The organism is Pseudomonas sp. RIT623, assembly GCF_004519305.1.
Taxonomy (GTDB): Bacteria; Pseudomonadota; Gammaproteobacteria; order Pseudomonadales; family Pseudomonadaceae; genus Aquipseudomonas.
On record NZ_SOZA01000042.1, the window covers coordinates 28,829 to 44,269 of the forward strand.

General features: G+C 64.8%; 11 protein-coding genes and 1 pseudogene. 4 read left to right on the forward strand and 8 right to left on the reverse strand.

The window, feature by feature from the left end; all coding sequences use genetic code 11:
- Window positions 1-138: 138 nt before the first annotated feature.
- Window positions 139-531, reverse strand: coding sequence for a hypothetical protein (locus tag E3U47_RS21535; protein WP_134693622.1), 393 nt, complete (start codon window positions 529-531; stop codon window positions 139-141).
- Between the two features lie 949 nt (window positions 532-1,480).
- Here E3U47_RS21535 and E3U47_RS21540 point away from each other — a divergent pair.
- Both E3U47_RS21540 and glyA read left to right on the forward strand, forming a co-directional pair.
- Window positions 1,481-4,612, forward strand: a pseudogene (locus E3U47_RS21540) (EAL domain-containing protein); the annotation flags it as partial.
- Window positions 4,613-4,921: 309 nt separating this feature from the next.
- Entirely contained in the window at window positions 4,922-6,175 is a 1,254-nt protein-coding gene (glyA, locus tag E3U47_RS21545) for a serine hydroxymethyltransferase (RefSeq protein WP_134693624.1), read from the forward strand.
- A 57-nt stretch (window positions 6,176-6,232) separates the two neighbouring features.
- On the opposite strand, the gene E3U47_RS21550 is transcribed toward glyA, so the two are convergent.
- From E3U47_RS21550 to E3U47_RS21570, 5 genes are all read right to left on the reverse strand, one after another.
- Window positions 6,233-6,532 carry a helix-turn-helix transcriptional regulator gene (locus E3U47_RS21550; protein ID WP_134693625.1) on the reverse strand — a complete coding sequence of 100 codons (300 nt, stop codon included), beginning with the start codon at window positions 6,530-6,532 and terminating at the stop codon, window positions 6,233-6,235.
- Window positions 6,529-6,912 (reverse strand): type II toxin-antitoxin system RelE/ParE family toxin, encoded by a 384-nt coding sequence (locus E3U47_RS21555; protein WP_256660322.1) that lies wholly within the window; start codon window positions 6,910-6,912, stop codon window positions 6,529-6,531. Before E3U47_RS21555 ends, E3U47_RS21550 begins: the two co-directional genes overlap by 4 nt.
- An 86-nt stretch (window positions 6,913-6,998) precedes the next feature.
- Entirely contained in the window at window positions 6,999-7,976 is a 978-nt protein-coding gene (gene yjiA, locus E3U47_RS21560) for a GTPase (protein WP_134693626.1), read from the reverse strand.
- A 78-nt stretch (window positions 7,977-8,054) separates the two neighbouring features.
- Window positions 8,055-8,252 carry a YbdD/YjiX family protein gene (locus E3U47_RS21565; RefSeq protein ID WP_134693627.1) on the reverse strand — a complete coding sequence of 66 codons (198 nt, stop codon included), beginning with the start codon at window positions 8,250-8,252 and terminating at the stop codon, window positions 8,055-8,057.
- Window positions 8,253-8,265: 13 nt separating this feature from the next.
- Window positions 8,266-10,332, reverse strand: coding sequence for a carbon starvation CstA family protein (locus E3U47_RS21570; RefSeq protein WP_134693628.1), 2,067 nt, complete (start codon window positions 10,330-10,332; stop codon window positions 8,266-8,268).
- A 165-nt stretch (window positions 10,333-10,497) separates the two neighbouring features.
- On the opposite strand from E3U47_RS21570, the gene E3U47_RS21575 reads away from it, so the two are divergent.
- A complete protein-coding gene (locus tag E3U47_RS21575) occupies window positions 10,498-10,866 on the forward strand; it encodes a PilZ domain-containing protein (RefSeq protein ID WP_134693629.1) in 369 nt (122 codons plus the stop codon).
- A gap of 260 nt (window positions 10,867-11,126) precedes the next feature.
- A complete protein-coding gene (locus E3U47_RS21580; RefSeq protein WP_134693630.1) occupies window positions 11,127-12,644 on the forward strand; it encodes a nucleobase:cation symporter-2 family protein in 1,518 nt (505 codons plus the stop codon).
- Window positions 12,645-12,735: 91 nt separating this feature from the next.
- Here E3U47_RS21580 and E3U47_RS21585 read toward each other — a convergent pair whose 3' ends face one another.
- Window positions 12,736-14,085, reverse strand: coding sequence for a TolC family outer membrane protein (locus E3U47_RS21585; protein WP_134693631.1), 1,350 nt, complete (start codon window positions 14,083-14,085; stop codon window positions 12,736-12,738).
- Window positions 14,086-14,089: 4 nt separating this feature from the next.
- Entirely contained in the window at window positions 14,090-15,421 is a 1,332-nt protein-coding gene (locus E3U47_RS21590; RefSeq protein ID WP_134693632.1) for an HlyD family type I secretion periplasmic adaptor subunit, read from the reverse strand.
- Between the last annotated feature and the right edge of the window lie 20 nt (window positions 15,422-15,441).

The window sequence follows — 15,441 nt, forward strand, 5'->3', positions numbered from 1 at the left end:
CGTTGAACAAAGTGGGCCATTCTACGCCAAGTCGCGGCGTTGCACAGATGGGTAGATGGCGGGAGGGGGCCGCTTCGCGGCTATCGCGGGGCAAGCCCGCGCCCACGCCAATAGAGGTGGGGCGGGCTTGGCGCGGATTCAGACGTGTGCTTGCCGGGCCTTGCCACGCGGCAGGCGGCAGCGGTCCGATTGCTCGGCCAGGCGCGCGGCCCAGGCGGCCTTGACGCTGAAGCCGCCGCTGCGGGCGGGCTTGCCAGCCGGCTTGCTCACGGCCTTGGCAGGTGCGGCAGCGGGCTTGGCGGCCGGTTGCGCGGCAGCCTGGGCAACCGGCGCGGTGGCAGCCTTGGCCGACTTGCGCAGCTCAGCCAGCGACGGCGCCTTGTTGGTGCTGGTGGCGGCCGCGTCCGGCTTGGCCAGCGAGCGCTGGCAGGTCTTGCAGGATACGTCCTCGGTCACGGCAGTGCTGACCAGGGTCTGACTGCTGCGCCCACAGGCGGAATCGAGGCCATTGGTGGAATAGTGGGTAACCAAAACCGTACATCTCCGTTACGTTGACTATTGAAGCGGGCGGCATTCTCGCACAGCTGGCAGGGACTTGCCGAACCGGCATGACCGGCTGCAGGTCGGCCAACGGACACACGGACTGGCACTTTGCCATATTTGAAGGCATGCTATTCGGCTGGCATGTGCCACCCTATAGTGCGCCGAAGCACGGCACGCACCGTGCATGTGCCACGCCCTTAGCCCCCTGCCATCGCCAGCCCTATCGCAGGACCAACGCTTGACCAATCTCACGCAATCGCCCCTTCCGCGTCCTGCCGCAACCTCGGCCGGCAGCCACCTGCGTGGCTCGCTCAAGGGGGCGTTGGCCCTGCTCGCCCTGGTTTTGCTGGGGTTGCTGCTATGGCAACTGTTCGCCCAGTTCCGCCACACCCAGGCCGACCTGCGTGAGCAGAGCCTGGCGACCAGCGCCGAACTGGCCGATCACCTGAGCCTGAACATGGCGCTCAAGTCGCAGCAGGCGCTGAACCTGGTCCAGCCCTACGTCAAACCTCCGGCGCCTGCCGCCTTGCCGTCCCTGCTCGCTACCTTGCAGTCGCGCCTCCCGGCCCTGCGCGGCCTGGCCTGGCTGGATGGCGATGGCCGGGTGCGCAGCGACTCGCTGACGGGTACCCCGGACCGTCAGCAGATTGACGAACTTGTGCTGCTGAACCAGGGCCGCGCGTTCTTCTACGGCAATGCCCCCGACAACCAACAGGTCTACCTGCTGCTGCGCCAGGCCGCCGAGCAGGATCGTGGCTACTGGCTGCTGCGCCTGAGCCCGGCGTACTACCGGGAACTGACCGTGCACCTGGACAGCCCGACCCACCCGCTGTGGCTGCTGGAGAACAGCCGCAATGGCGAGGTGCTCGAACGCCATGGCCACAAGCCCGGCAGCGGCGAGCCGCTGCAAAGCGTGATGCTGGCGTTCATCGACAACAGCACCTGGCAGTTGCGCGGCCTGTTCGACGCAGGTCTTGCCCGCGACCGCTTGCTGCCGGCGCTGATCGGCAAGTGCGTGCTGGTGCTGTTCTGCGCCTTGCTGCCGGTGCTGGCGCTGATCAACATGCGCCGGCGCCAGCGTGCCCTGCAGGAAGACCGGCGGCGCTACCAGGAAATCTTCGAAGGCACCGGCGTCGCCCTGTGCGTGCTCGACCTCTCCAGCCTGCCCGGCCAGCTCGACCGCTACCACCTGCGCAACCGCGCCGCGCTCAAGCAAAGCCTGGCGCTGGACAGCAACCTGCGCCGCACCTTGCTGCAAGAGTTGAAGATCACCGAGATCAACCAAGTGGCCCGCCAGTTGCTCAATGTCGAGTGCCATGAGGGCGCCTGGCAGCGCCTGATCGATGGCAGCGGCGATGGCCGCGACAGCGTCGGCATGCAACTGATCGACGCGCTGATCGAACAGCGCCAGCAACTGGAACTGGAAGTGCGCCTGCCCGCCCCCTTGGGCGGCGAGCTGCACCTGTGGCTGATGGCGCGCCTGCCCCAGCAGCGCCGCGACTTCCAGGCAGTGATCCTGAGCATCAGCGACATCACCAGCCGCAAGCAGGTGGAGCTGTCGCTGCTCGAGCGCGAGGGTTTCTGGTCGGACGTGGTGCGCACCGTGCCCGATCAGCTCTACGTGCAGGACGTGAACAGCCAGCGGATGATCTTCAGCAACCGCCACCTGGGCCAGACCCTGGGCTATGACCGCGCCGAGCTGGCGCAGATGGGCGAGCGCTTCTGGGAAATGCTCCTGCACCCCGACGATGCCGAACACTACCGCGCCCTGCGCCAACAGCAGCGCGACACCAGCTACGGCGAATCACTGCACTGCCAACTGCGCTTCCGTCACCGCGATGGCGGCTGGCGCTGCTACGAGATCCGCGAGCAGGTGCTGACCCGCGACGCCGAGGGCCAGGTCAGCCGCATCATCGGCGTGGGCAAGGACGTCACCGTGCAGATCGAGGCCAGCGAATCGCTGCGCGACAGCGAGCAGCGCTACCGCATGCTCGCCGAAAGCATCAGCGACGTGATCTTCTCCACCGACAGCCAGTTGCAGCTCAACTACGTCAGCCCGTCGGTACAAGCGGTGCTGGGCTACCAGGCCGACTGGATCTTCGCCAACGGCTGGCAGTCGATCATTGCCAACCCCGGCCAGCTCACCGGCGTCTACGGCCTGCTCGAGCGGGTCAGCAAGGCTGTGGGCGACCCCGCGCAACTGGCCCAGTTGCGCGATACCCTGCCCACTCAGCTGTTCCTGTTCGACTGCCTGCGCGCCGATGGTCGCAAGATTCCCATCGAGCTGCGCCTGGTGCTGGTGTGGGACGAGCACGCGCGCTTCGAAGGCGTGCTCGGCGTCGGCCGCGACATCAGCCAGCAGCGCCGCGCGGAAAAAGACCTGCGCATGGCCGCCACGGTATTCGAGCACTCCACCTCGGCCATCCTGATCACCGACCCGGCGGGCTATATAGTCCAGGCCAACGAGGCGTTCAGCCGGGTCAGTGGCTACGCGGTGGCCGAGGTGCTCGACCAACTGCCGGGCATGCTCACCGTCGAGCAACAGCAGAACGCCCACCTGGGCTTTGTACTCAAGCAGCTCAACCAGCGCGGCAGCTGGGAGGGCGAGGTGTGGCTCAAGCGCCGCAACGGCGAGCACTACCCGGCCTGGGTCGGCATCACCGCGGTGCTCGACGACGAAGGCGACCTGGCCAGCTACGTGTGCTTCTTCACCGACATCAGCGAACGCAAGGCCAGCGAGCAGCGCATCCACCGCCTGGCCTACTACGACGCCCTGACCCACCTGCCCAACCGCACGCTGTTCCAGGACCGCTTGTACACCGCCCTGCAACAGGCCGAGCGGCACAAGGCCTGGGTGGTGCTGATGTTCCTCGACCTCGACCGCTTCAAGCCGATCAACGACTCCCTCGGCCATGCCGCCGGCGATCGCATGCTCAAGGACATGGCCGAACGCCTGCTGGCCTGCGTCGACGACGACGACACCGTGGCACGCATGGGCGGCGATGAATTCACCCTGCTGCTGCAGCCGCGGGTCACCCGTGAGCAGGCGCTGAACCGCGCCATCCACGTGGCCGAAAGCATCCTCGGCGGGCTGGTCACCCCGTTCGTGCTGGAGAACCGCGAGTTCTTCGTCACCGCCAGTATCGGCATCGCCCTCAGCCCGCAGGATGGCAGCGAACTCAGCCAGCTGATGAAGAACGCCGACACGGCGATGTACCACGCCAAGGAGCGTGGCAAGAACAACTTCCAGTTCTACCAGGCGGACATGAACGCCAGCGCCCTGGAGCGCCTGGAGCTGGAAAGCGACCTGCGCCATGCCCTGGAGCAGAACGAGTTCACCCTCTACTACCAGCCGCAGTTCAGCGGCGACGGCAAGCGCCTGACCGGTGCCGAGGCGCTGCTGCGCTGGCGCCACCCGACCCGCGGCCTGGTGCCACCGGGCGATTTCATCCCGGTGATCGAGGAGCTGGGCCTGGTGGTGGATGTCGGCGACTGGGTGCTGCACGAGGCCTGCCGCCAGCTCAAGGCCTGGCACAAGGAGAAGGTGCGGGTGCCGAAAGTCTCGGTGAACATCTCCGCCCGGCAGTTCTCCGACGGCCAGCTGGGTACGCGCATCGCCACCATCCTGGAAGAGACCGGCCTGCCGCCGGCGTGCCTGGAACTGGAACTGACCGAGAGCATCCTGATGCGCGAGGTCAACGAAGCCATGCAGATCCTCGACAGCCTGAAGAACCTCGGTTTGAGCATCGCGGTCGACGACTTCGGCACCGGCTACTCGTCGCTCAACTACCTCAAGCAGTTCCCCATCGACGTGCTGAAAATCGACCGCACCTTCGTCGACGGCCTGCCCGAGGGCGAGCAGGACGCGCAGATCGCCCGGGCGATCATCGCCATGGCCCACAGCCTGAACCTGGCGGTGATCGCCGAGGGCGTCGAGACCCACGAGCAGCTGGAGTTCCTGCGCGAGCATGGTTGCGACGAAGTGCAGGGCTACCTGTTCGGCCGGCCGATGCCAGCCAACCAGTTCGAGGCGCAGTTCAGCAACGAAACGTTGTTCATGTTCCAGTGACCGTGGCGCAACACGGTCACTGTAGGAGCGGCCTTGTGTCGCGAAAGGACCGCAACGCGGTCCCGGCAAGCTTTGCATCAACGCTGAAATCCTGGGTCTGCTACGCAGCCCTTTCGCGGCACAAGGCCGCTCCTACAGGGGCACGGCGCAGCGCGCTAAAAGCGGACCCCGAGGTCAACTCCAGCCCAGTCGCCACGCGGCCTGCAACATGAACCCCATTGGTCCGCGACTTGATGCCACTTCATATGCCAGCGGCGAATCAATCGGTTAGAATGCACCCCCAATTCAGCCCGATCCTTGAGGACCGCCATGTTCAGCCGTGATTTGACCATTGCCAAGTACGACGCCGAGCTCTTCGAAGCCATGCAGCAAGAAGCTCTGCGCCAGGAAGAGCATATCGAGCTGATCGCTTCGGAAAACTATACTAGCCCCGCTGTCATGGAAGCCCAGGGTTCGGTACTGACCAACAAGTACGCCGAAGGCTACCCAGGCAAGCGCTACTACGGTGGTTGCGAGTACGTCGACGTCGTCGAGCAACTGGCCATCGACCGCGCCAAGGAACTGTTCGGCGCCGACTACGCCAACGTCCAGCCGCACGCCGGCTCCCAGGCCAACGCCGCCGTCTACCTGGCCCTGCTGTCGGCCGGTGACACCATCCTGGGCATGAGCCTGGCCCACGGCGGCCACCTGACCCACGGTGCCAGCGTTTCCTCCTCGGGCAAGCTGTACAACGCCATCCAGTACGGCATCGACGCCAATGGCCTGATCGACTACGACGAAGTCGAGCGCCTGGCTGTCGAGCACAAGCCGAAGATGATCGTCGCCGGATTCTCGGCCTACTCGCAGGTTCTGGACTTCGCCCGCTTCCGCGCAATCGCCGACAAGGTCGGTGCCTACCTGTTCGTCGACATGGCCCACGTGGCTGGCCTGGTCGCCGCTGGCGTGTACCCGAACCCTGTGCCGTTCGCCGACGTGGTCACCACCACCACCCACAAGACCCTGCGCGGTCCACGTGGCGGCCTGATCCTGGCCCGTGCCAACGCCGACATCGAGAAGAAGCTCAACTCCGCGGTCTTCCCGGGCGCCCAAGGCGGCCCGCTGGAGCACGTCATCGCCGCCAAGGCGATCTGCTTCAAGGAAGCGCTGCAGCCTGAGTTCAAGGCCTACCAGCAGCAGGTCGTGAAAAACGCCCAGGCCATGGCCAGCGTATTCATCGAGCGTGGCTTCGACGTCGTTTCCGGCGGCACCGAGAACCACCTGTTCCTGCTGTCGCTGATCAAGCAGGAAATCTCCGGTAAGGACGCCGATGCCGCCCTGGGCAAGGCCTTCATCACCGTCAACAAGAACTCGGTCCCGAACGACCCACGTTCGCCGTTCGTCACCTCGGGCCTGCGTTTCGGCACCCCAGCCGTCACCACCCGTGGTTTCAAGGAAGCCGAGTGCCGTGAGCTGGCCGGCTGGATCTGCGACATCCTGGCCGACCTGAACAACGAAGCGGTGATCGACGCCGTGCGTGAAAAGGTCAAGGCCATCTGCAAGAAGCTGCCGGTGTACGGCAACTGATTGGCAGACGCTTGATGTGAAAAAGCCCGGCTATGTGCCGGGCTTTTTTCTGCGTGTTCACCGGGCTGGAGCGACATCCGGCACGAGACGTATTTCCACACGCTGCCCCAAGGCCCTGGCAGCGCTAGCCAAGGTGGCCAAGGTCATGCCGGCGTCAGTCTGATCCAAGGCTCGATCGAGCGCCGCTCGGCTGGTGTGCATACGCTCGGCCAAGGCCTTCTTGCTAATCTTTTGCTGCTTCATCGCCTGCGTCAGTTGCCAGGCGATCACCCGTTTCAGCGCAGCCGCCGTGACCTCTTCGAGGATGCCCTCTTCGGCGAGAAAATCATCGAAGTTCGAACCGATATGCGGGTTCATGTAGTTGACCTCCGTAAGCTGGCCTTGCGCTGCCTGGCCAGTACCAGGTCTGCCGAAGGCGTTTTCTGGCTTTTCTTGATGAATCCATGGAGCATGAACATCACCCCATCCATGATCGTGAACAGTACACGGGCAACGACATGCCCCATGTCGATACGGATTTCCCAAAGCCCGTGCTCCAGCTTTCTGACCAAGGGCATGCCAAGTGGCCATCCCAACTGAACGGTCTTGATCTCCATGCCAATCAGGTAGCGCTCTTCACGTGCCAGATCCTTCAGCCACTCCCTCACGGGCTCATTACCCAACGCACTACGGAAGAACTGCACATCTATTTTTAGATCCGACGCAGCCAAGTGTACCAAAAAAAGTACCCCCTGCAAGCGGCCACCTCGACTGGCCTGATTGCTGAAACGAGGCCAAAAAAATGCCGCCTTACGGCGGCATCGAATAGTCGGCGGTATCCCACTCAGGTGTGGCTCAAAGCTTCGAAACCAGCCTGAATCTTTGCCTCCGGCAGTTCATCGCCGATGAACACCATGACGCTTTCCCGCGACTCGCCCTCCTTCCATTCGGCGTCCCAGTCGAACCCATACAACTTCAGCACCCCCTGGAACACCAAACGGCGATCTTCACCCGCGATATTCAACACGCCCTTGTAGCGCAACAGCTGTTTGCCGTGCTCCTCCAGCAGCTCGTTCATGAAGTCGCTGAGCCGATCGATATCCAACGGCGTTTCGCTGCGCAGCACCAGGGTCGAAATACGATCCGGGGTCGCGGGCTTGAGGACCGGGCGCAAGCTGGGCCCAGGGCTGATGCCCAGGTCCGGGTTAAGGTTGAACCCTCGCACATCGAGCAACTCGGCCAGGCCGATGCGGCCGTGCTCGACCACGCGGATCGCCGCCCGGCCATTGATGCGGGCCAGGCGCTCGCGCAGGGCGTCCACCACCTGCGGCTCGACCAGATCGGTCTTGCTCAGCAGCAGGCGGTCGGCAAAGCCCACCTGGGCCTGGGCGATGGCCTGGGTCAGGTGCAGCTCGGCGTGAGCGGTGTCGACCAAAGTGATTATGCCGTCGAGGATATAGCGCTCGCGCAGCTCTTCGTCGATGAAGAAGGTCTGTGCCACGGGTGCCGGGTCGGCGAGGCCGGTGCACTCGATCACCAGGCGATCGAAGGCGATTTCACCGGCGTCCAGGCGTTCGAGCAGCAGGTACAGGGCACGGGTCAGGTCGCCATGGATGCTGCAACACACGCAGCCGTTGGCCAGGGTCATCACCTGCACTGGTTCATCGCCCAGCAGTTGGCTGTCGATGCCGGCCTCGCTGAATTCGTTCTCGATCACGGCGAGCTTCAGGCCATGCTCGGCCTTGAGCATGTGCTTGAGCAATGTGGTCTTGCCGGCGCCAAGAAAGCCGGTCAGCACGGTAACGGGAATCGGCGTTTGCACGCGGTTGTCTCCTGCAGCTGAAAATGAAAGTGGGAGCCCGGTTGCCCGGGCTCCCACTGGCTCACGCGTACTGCGGGTTCAACAGCACTTGGGCCCGGACTTGCCACCATAGCGCGCTTCCTGACGCTCGCGGAAGAACTCCTCGTAGGTCATGACCGGCTTGTCCGGGTGCTTCTTCTGCATGTGCTCGACATAGTTGTCGTAGTCGGGCATGCCGACCATCAGGCGGGCTGCCTGCCCCAGGTACTTACCCAGTCGACCCAGGTCGTTGAACATCGCGGCAGTCCTCTCAAGCGTCAGGCAGGGCCTGGAACGGGGTTTCCTTGTCGCTGCGCTCCTTGCGACCCAGGGCGGCGTAGCCGACCTTGATGGCGAAGAACAGCACGCTGAACACCACCACCAGGAACAGGATGGTCAGGCCAGCGTTGGTGTAGGCGTTGAAGATCACGTGCTGCATCTGCCCGATGTCCTTGGCCGGGGCCAGGACCTGGCCGGCGTCCAGCGCGGTGCTGTACTTCTTGGCCAGGGCCAGGAAGCCAACCGCCGGGTTCGGGTCGAACAGCTTGATCAGGCCTGCCGCCGTGGTACAGATCAGCAGCCACACGGCCGGCACCAGGGTGACCCAGATATAGCGCTCGCGCTTCATCTTGATCAGCACCACGGTGCCGAGCATCAGGGCGATACCGGCCAGCATCTGGTTGGAGATGCCGAACAGCGGCCACAGGGTGTTGATGCCGCCCAGCGGGTCGATCACGCCCTGGTACAGCAGGTAACCCCACAGCGCCACGCAGCCGGCGGTGCCGACCAGGTTGGCGGTCCACGACTCGGTGCGCTTGAGGGCCGGCACGAAGCTGCCCAGCAGGTCCTGGAGCATGAAGCGCCCGGCACGGGTACCGGCGTCCACGGCAGTGAGGATGAACAGCGCCTCGAACAGAATGGCGAAGTGGTACCAGAACGCCATGGTGTTCTCGCCCGGCAGCACCTGGTGGAGGATCTGCGCGATCCCCACCGCCAGGGTCGGCGCACCGCCGGCACGGGCCAGGATGGTGTGCTCGCCGATGTCACGGGCCACCGCCTCGAGCTGCTCGGGAGTGATCAGGAAGCCCCAGCTGCTGACGGTTTGCGCCACCGAGGCGACGTCGGCACCGACCACCGCGGCCGGGCTGTTCATGGCGAAGTACACGCCAGGCTCGATCACCGAGGCGGCGACCATGGCCATGATGGCGACGAACGACTCCATCAGCATGCCGCCGTAGCCGATGTAGCGGGCGTTGGTTTCGTTGTCCAGCAGCTTGGGCGTCGTCCCCGAGGAGATCAGCGCGTGGAAGCCAGACACCGCGCCGCAGGCGATGGTGATGAACAGGAACGGGAACAGGGTGCCCTTCCACACCGGGCCGGTGCCGTCGGTGAACTGGGTCAGCGCCGGCATTTTCAGCTCGGGGGCGATGATCAGGATGCCGATGGCAAGGCCGACGATGGTGCCGATCTTGAGGAAGGTAGACAGGTAGTCACGCGGCGCCAGCACCAGCCACACCGGCAGCACCGCGGCGACGAAGCCGTAGCCGACCAGCATCCAGGTGATCTGCACGCCAGTGAAGGTGAACGCCGGGCCCCACACCGGATCCGCGGCGATCTGGCCCCCCAGCCAGATCGACAGCAGCAGCAGCACCACGCCGATGATCGAGATCTCGCCGATGCGGCCCGGACGGATATAGCGCATGTACACGCCCATGAACATCGCGATCGGGATGGTCGCCATCACCGTGAACATGCCCCATGGGCTCTCGGCCAGGGCCTTGACCACGATCAGCGCCAGCACCGCGAGGATGATGATCATGATCAGGAAGCAGCCGAACAAGGCGATGGTGCCGGGGATGCGGCCCATTTCCTCGCGGACCATGTCGCCCAGCGAGCGGCCGTTGCGGCGGGTGGACAGGAACAGGACCATGAAGTCCTGCACCGCGCCAGCCAGCACCACGCCGGCGATCAGCCACAGCGTGCCGGGCAGGTAGCCCATTTGCGCGGCGAGCACCGGCCCCACGAGGGGACCTGCGCCGGCGATGGCGGCGAAGTGGTGGCCGAAAAGAATGTGCTTGTTGGTCGGGACGTAGTCCAGGCCATCGTTGTTGAGTACCGCGGGCGTGGCCCGGCGGGGGTCGAGCTGCATCACCTTGGTGGCGATGAACAGGCTGTAGTAACGGTAGGCAACCAGGTAGATGGCCACTGCCGCGACCACGATCCACAAGGCGTTGATCGCCTCACCGCGACGCAGGGCAACCACACCCAGCGCGCAGGCCCCTATGACTGCCAGCGCCAGCCACGGAATGTGGCGTAGCAGGCTATTATTGTTGTTCATGGTTTACTTCCAGCTGGTGGATTGGAAAAGACCGCCCATCGAGTCTAGGGCGTGTCATCGCGCATTGCCACACTTGCTTTGGTCTAGAGCCTCTGCGGCCAGATTGCGGTACCTGATGCACATACCAAACTCACTATAGTCAGGATGTCACCCGGAGAAACCACCATGAGCGCCCACGACGAACGCCGCCGTTTCCAGCGCATCGCCTTCGATGCCCCTACCGAACTGCGCCAGGGCGAACGTCGCTGGCCGGTGAAGCTCCTCGACCTGTCGCTGAAGGGCTTGCTGGTAGAGCGCCCACAACCCTGGGATGCCGACTCCACCCAGGACTTCGACGCAGTCATCCACCTCAACGACAAGAAAACCCAGGTCAAGATGCAGGTCGAACTGCGCCACGACGAGCCGAGCCGCCTGGGTTTCATCTGCCTGCACATCGATATCGATTCGATGACTCATCTGCACCGTCTTGTGGAACTGAACCTGGCAGACAGCACCGAAATGATGCGCGAGCTGCGCGAACTCATCGAAGATTGATATCTCTTAGCCTGCTAACAATCTGGCTGTGACGACTTTCCTGTCCAGCCAGACAGCTTTACATCAGTTTCAAGCCCTCCTGTACACATCCCTCTAGAACAGCCTCCGACACGTTGGAACGCAACGTGCATCAGGGTTTCGCGCACCCTGACGGCACCCATGCCGGCGCTACGATCAAAACTTTGTATACAATTCTTGTGGTAATGTTTTGTCAGAGTTGTCTACAGTAGCGCCACAACAATAAACAGAGAGCCTGCTCCATGACCACGTCCCCCAGCACGTCTCCCGCCCCGCGCCCCGAGGACGAAAACCTCGGCCTTGGCGCCAACCTGGCCTACGGGCTGCAGCATGTCCTGACCATGTATGGAGGGATCGTCGCGGTACCGCTGATCCTCGGCCAGGCCGCCGGCCTGGCCCCGGCGGAAATCGGCCTGCTGATCGCTGCCTCGTTGTTCGCCGGTGGGCTGGCGACGTTGCTGCAGACGCTGGGGCTACCGTTCTTCGGTTGCCAGCTGCCATTGGTCCAGGGCGTCTCGTTCGCGGGCGTGGCGACCATGGGCGCGATTCTCGGCAGCCAGGGTGGCGGTGGCCTGCCGGCGGTGCTGGGCGCGGTGATGGCGGCCTCGTTGATCGGGTTCCTGATCACCCCGGTGTTCTCGCGTATCACCAAGTTCTTCCCGCCCCTGGTGACCGGCATCGTCATCACCACCATCGGCCTCACCCTGATGCCCGTTGCCGCGCGCTGGGTGATGGGCGGCAACAGCGCTTCGCCAGAATTCGGCAGCATGGCCAACATCGGCCTGGCGGCGCTGACCTTCGCCATCGTCCTGCTGCTGAGCAAGCTGGGCAGCGCAAGCATTTCGCGCCTGTCGATCCTGCTGGCGATGGTCGCTGGCACCTTGATCGCCTGGGCGCTGGGCATGGCCGATTTCAGCAAGGTCACCGAAGGCCCGATCTTCGCCTTCCCCACCCCGTTCCACTTCGGCATGCCGACCTTTCACATCGCCGCGATCCTGTCGATGTGCATCGTGATCATGGTGACCCTGGTCGAAACCTCGGCGGACATCCTCGCGGTCGGCGAGATCATCGACACCAAGGTCGACTCCAAGCGCCTGGGCAACGGCCTGCGCGCCGACATGGCATCGAGCATCCTGGCGCCGATCTTCGGCTCGTTCACCCAGAGCGCCTTCGCCCAGAACGTCGGCCTGGTGGCAGTGACCGGCGTGAAGAGCCGCTATGTGGTGGCCACCGGCGGCGTGATCCTGGTGGTGCTCGGGCTGTTGCCGATCATGGGCCGGGTGATTGCGGCAGTGCCTACCCCGGTACTCGGTGGCGCCGGTATCGTGCTGTTTGGCACCGTGGCCGCCAGCGGCATCCGTACCCTGTCGAAAGTCAGCTACAAGAACAACGTCAACCTGATCATCGTCGCCGCGTCGCTGGGCTTCGGCATGATCCCGATCGCGGCGCCGAACTTCTACCACAGCTTCCCCAGCTGGTTCGAAACCATCTTCCACTCCGGCATCAGCTCGGCGGCGATCATGGCGATTGTGCTGAACCTGATGTTCAACCACTTCACCACCGGCAACTCGGAAAACCAGTCGGTGTTCGCCGCGGCCTACGAGCGCACCATCCAGTACTCGGACATTTCTGCCCTGCGTGATGGCGACTACTTCAAGGATGGCAAGCTGTTCGACGCCGACGGCAACGAGGTACCGGTGATGGAGCTGGACGAGCATGGCAACGAGGCGCCCCGACGCAAGGCGGTCGCCGAACACTGATCGCTGACCAGGACGGTCATCGAGGGGAGCCGCACGCGCATCGTCGGCTCCCTTTTTTGTCTGCTTCATGCATGGCAGCCCGCTTCCACGATCAACCCGCTGAGTGGCCCTGGCCGTGCGCCGCGAAGTACCCATTCAACACCTGCAAATCCCCCACCTCCAGCACCCCCGCCAGGTAGCGCAGTTGCAACCACGCCCGCAGGTACTCGTGCCGCGCCTGGGCCAGGTCGCGTCGAGCGCCGAACAACTGCTGCTCGGCATCCAGCACATCGAGGTTGACTCGCTCGCCCCCCAGCACACTCTTGCGCGTGGCCTGCACCAGGGCTGTAGCCGCCTTGACCGCCAGGTCGTAGGCGCGAATCTTCGCCGTGCCGCTGGCGCACAGGTTGAACTGCCGACGCAACTGGTTGACCGTGTCGCGCAGTTGCGCATCCAGCTCGAAGCCCGCGGCATCCCGCTGGGCCCGAGCCTGGCGCACCGACGCCGACACGCCGCCACCGGCGAACAGCGGCACGCTCAACTGCACGCCGATGCTGTCGGTGTCGTAGCGCTGGTTATAGCTGCTCTCGGAGCTGGATATACCCTTGCTGGCATAGGCACTCAACGAGGGCAGATGACCGGCCCGCTGACGTTCGATGTTCTGTTCGGCCACCTCGAGCCCGTGGCGCTGGCTGGCCAGTTCGGCGTTATGCGCCACGGCCAGGTCGCGCCAAGGTTCGAAGCGCGCTGGCGCCAGCGGCTGGATGTGGAAATCGCGGGTCATCGGCGCCAGGTCCTCGACCGTCACCGCCTCGCCGATGATCGCCTGCAAACTGCGCAGCGCCGCGTCGAGACTGTCCCCGGCCTCGATCTCCTGGGCCTGGGCCAGCTCGTGGCGGGCGCGGGTTTCCAGCACATCGGTGCGGGTGCCCTCGCCGCCCTTGAGCCGTCGCTCGTTGAGCTGCAACTGTTCGGCATAGGTGCGCCGCTGGGCCTGGGCCAGGGCGATCTGCTCGTTGGCGAACAGCGCCTCGCTGTAGGCGCCGAACAGCCGCACCATCAGTTCCTGGCCACGACCACGGTAGCGTTCGTCGGCCAACGCGGCCTGGGCCACGCCACGGCGGTAGTCACTCCAGGCGGCATAGTCGAACAGCGGCTGCTCGAGGGTCAGGGTCGAGCTGTAGCTGCGGTAGTCGCGCTGGGTGGTCACGTCGCCGAACTGGCTGCGCTGGGTTACCTCCGAGTCGTTGCGGGCACGGTTGTAGCGGTACGACAGCTTCGGCAGCAGACCAGCGCGGCCAATCGCCCGGTTTTCGAGCCCGGCCTCACGCTCGGCGATCGAGCCCTGCCAGGTCGGGTCGTTGCGCAGGGCCAGGGCATAGGCATCGCCCAGGTCCAGGGCCTGCGCCGAGAGACTGCTGAGCAGCAGCAACAGGCCTGCGAAACGCAAAGAGACCGGCATCACCCTACTCCTCCGCCAGGGCAACGTGCACCCGGTCGGCCAAAGGTTTGAACAGGTAATTGAGCATCGAGCGTTCGCCGGTGCGCACGAAGGCCTCCACCGGCATGCCGGGGCGGATATCCAGGCCCGCCAGTTGCCCCAGTCCCTGTTCGCTGACCTTGATACGTACCTGGTAGTAGGGCTGCTGGGTCTTCTCGTCCACCAGGCGGTCGGCCGAGACCAGGGTCACCTCGCCGTCCACCCGCGGCGTGGTGCTCTGGTTGAACGCCACGAACATCAGCTCCACCGGCAAGCCGGGGCGCAGGCGGTCGATCATCTCCACCGAGGCCCGCGCATCGACCAGCAAAGGCGCGTCGCGCGGCACGATCTCCATCAGTTGCTGACCGCGAGCGATGACCCCGCCGCTGGTGAACACACTGAGGCCGACCACGGTACCGGCCACCGGGGCCCGCACCTGGGCATGGGCCAGTTCGAATTCGGCGCTGTGCAAGCGGTTGCCCAGGTCCTCGGCGCTGGCCTGCAGTTCGGCGAGCTGCTGGCGCACCTCGTTCTGGTACTCCTGCTGGCGCTGGCCGATACGCAGCTTCAGCTCCAGCACCTGGCGCCGGGTGCGGCCGATGTTGCCGAAGTCCTCGGCGATCGAGCCATTGACCTGCGCCAGCAGGCGTTCGCTGTCGAGCAGGCGATTGCGGGCGATATAGCCGTCCCGGGCCAGCTCGCGCAGGCCGCGCAACTGCTCGTCCAGCGCATCGCGCTGGGCCTGCTTGCTGGCCAGCGAACCTTGCAGCCCCTGCAGCGAGGCTTCGGCACCGGCAATGCTCTCGCGCAGGCCGCCGAGCTCCATGTCCAGCGCCTGGGCCCGGCTGCCACGCAGCTGGCGCTGCCCTTCCAACACCGTGGCCACCCAGGGGAGATTCGCCTGGGCCAACAGGTCTTCGGGATAGGCAATCGTCGCCCGACCATCGCGCTCGGCCAGCAGCCGCGCCTCCCCGGCGCGGGCGTTGACGTACTGCACCCGCAACGAACCGACCTGGGCCTGGGACTGGGTCGGGTCCATGCGCAGCAGCACCTGCCCGGCGTTCACCGTGTCACCGTCACGTACCAGCAACTGTTCGATCACCCCGCCCGTGGGGTGCTGCACGGCCTGGCGGCTACCGGCAACCATCACGCTGCCGCTGACCGGCACGCCCTTGTCCAAGGGCGCCAGCGCGGCCCACAACAGAAAGCCGCCGAAACCCGCCAACACCAGCCAGCGGCCGACACGACCCGGCCGGTGTTCATCGAGGCTGAGCAGGCTCGCTTCGGTCTTTTGCGTGGAGAGGGCGTGTACGCTCATGAAATCAGGCTCTTGGTTGG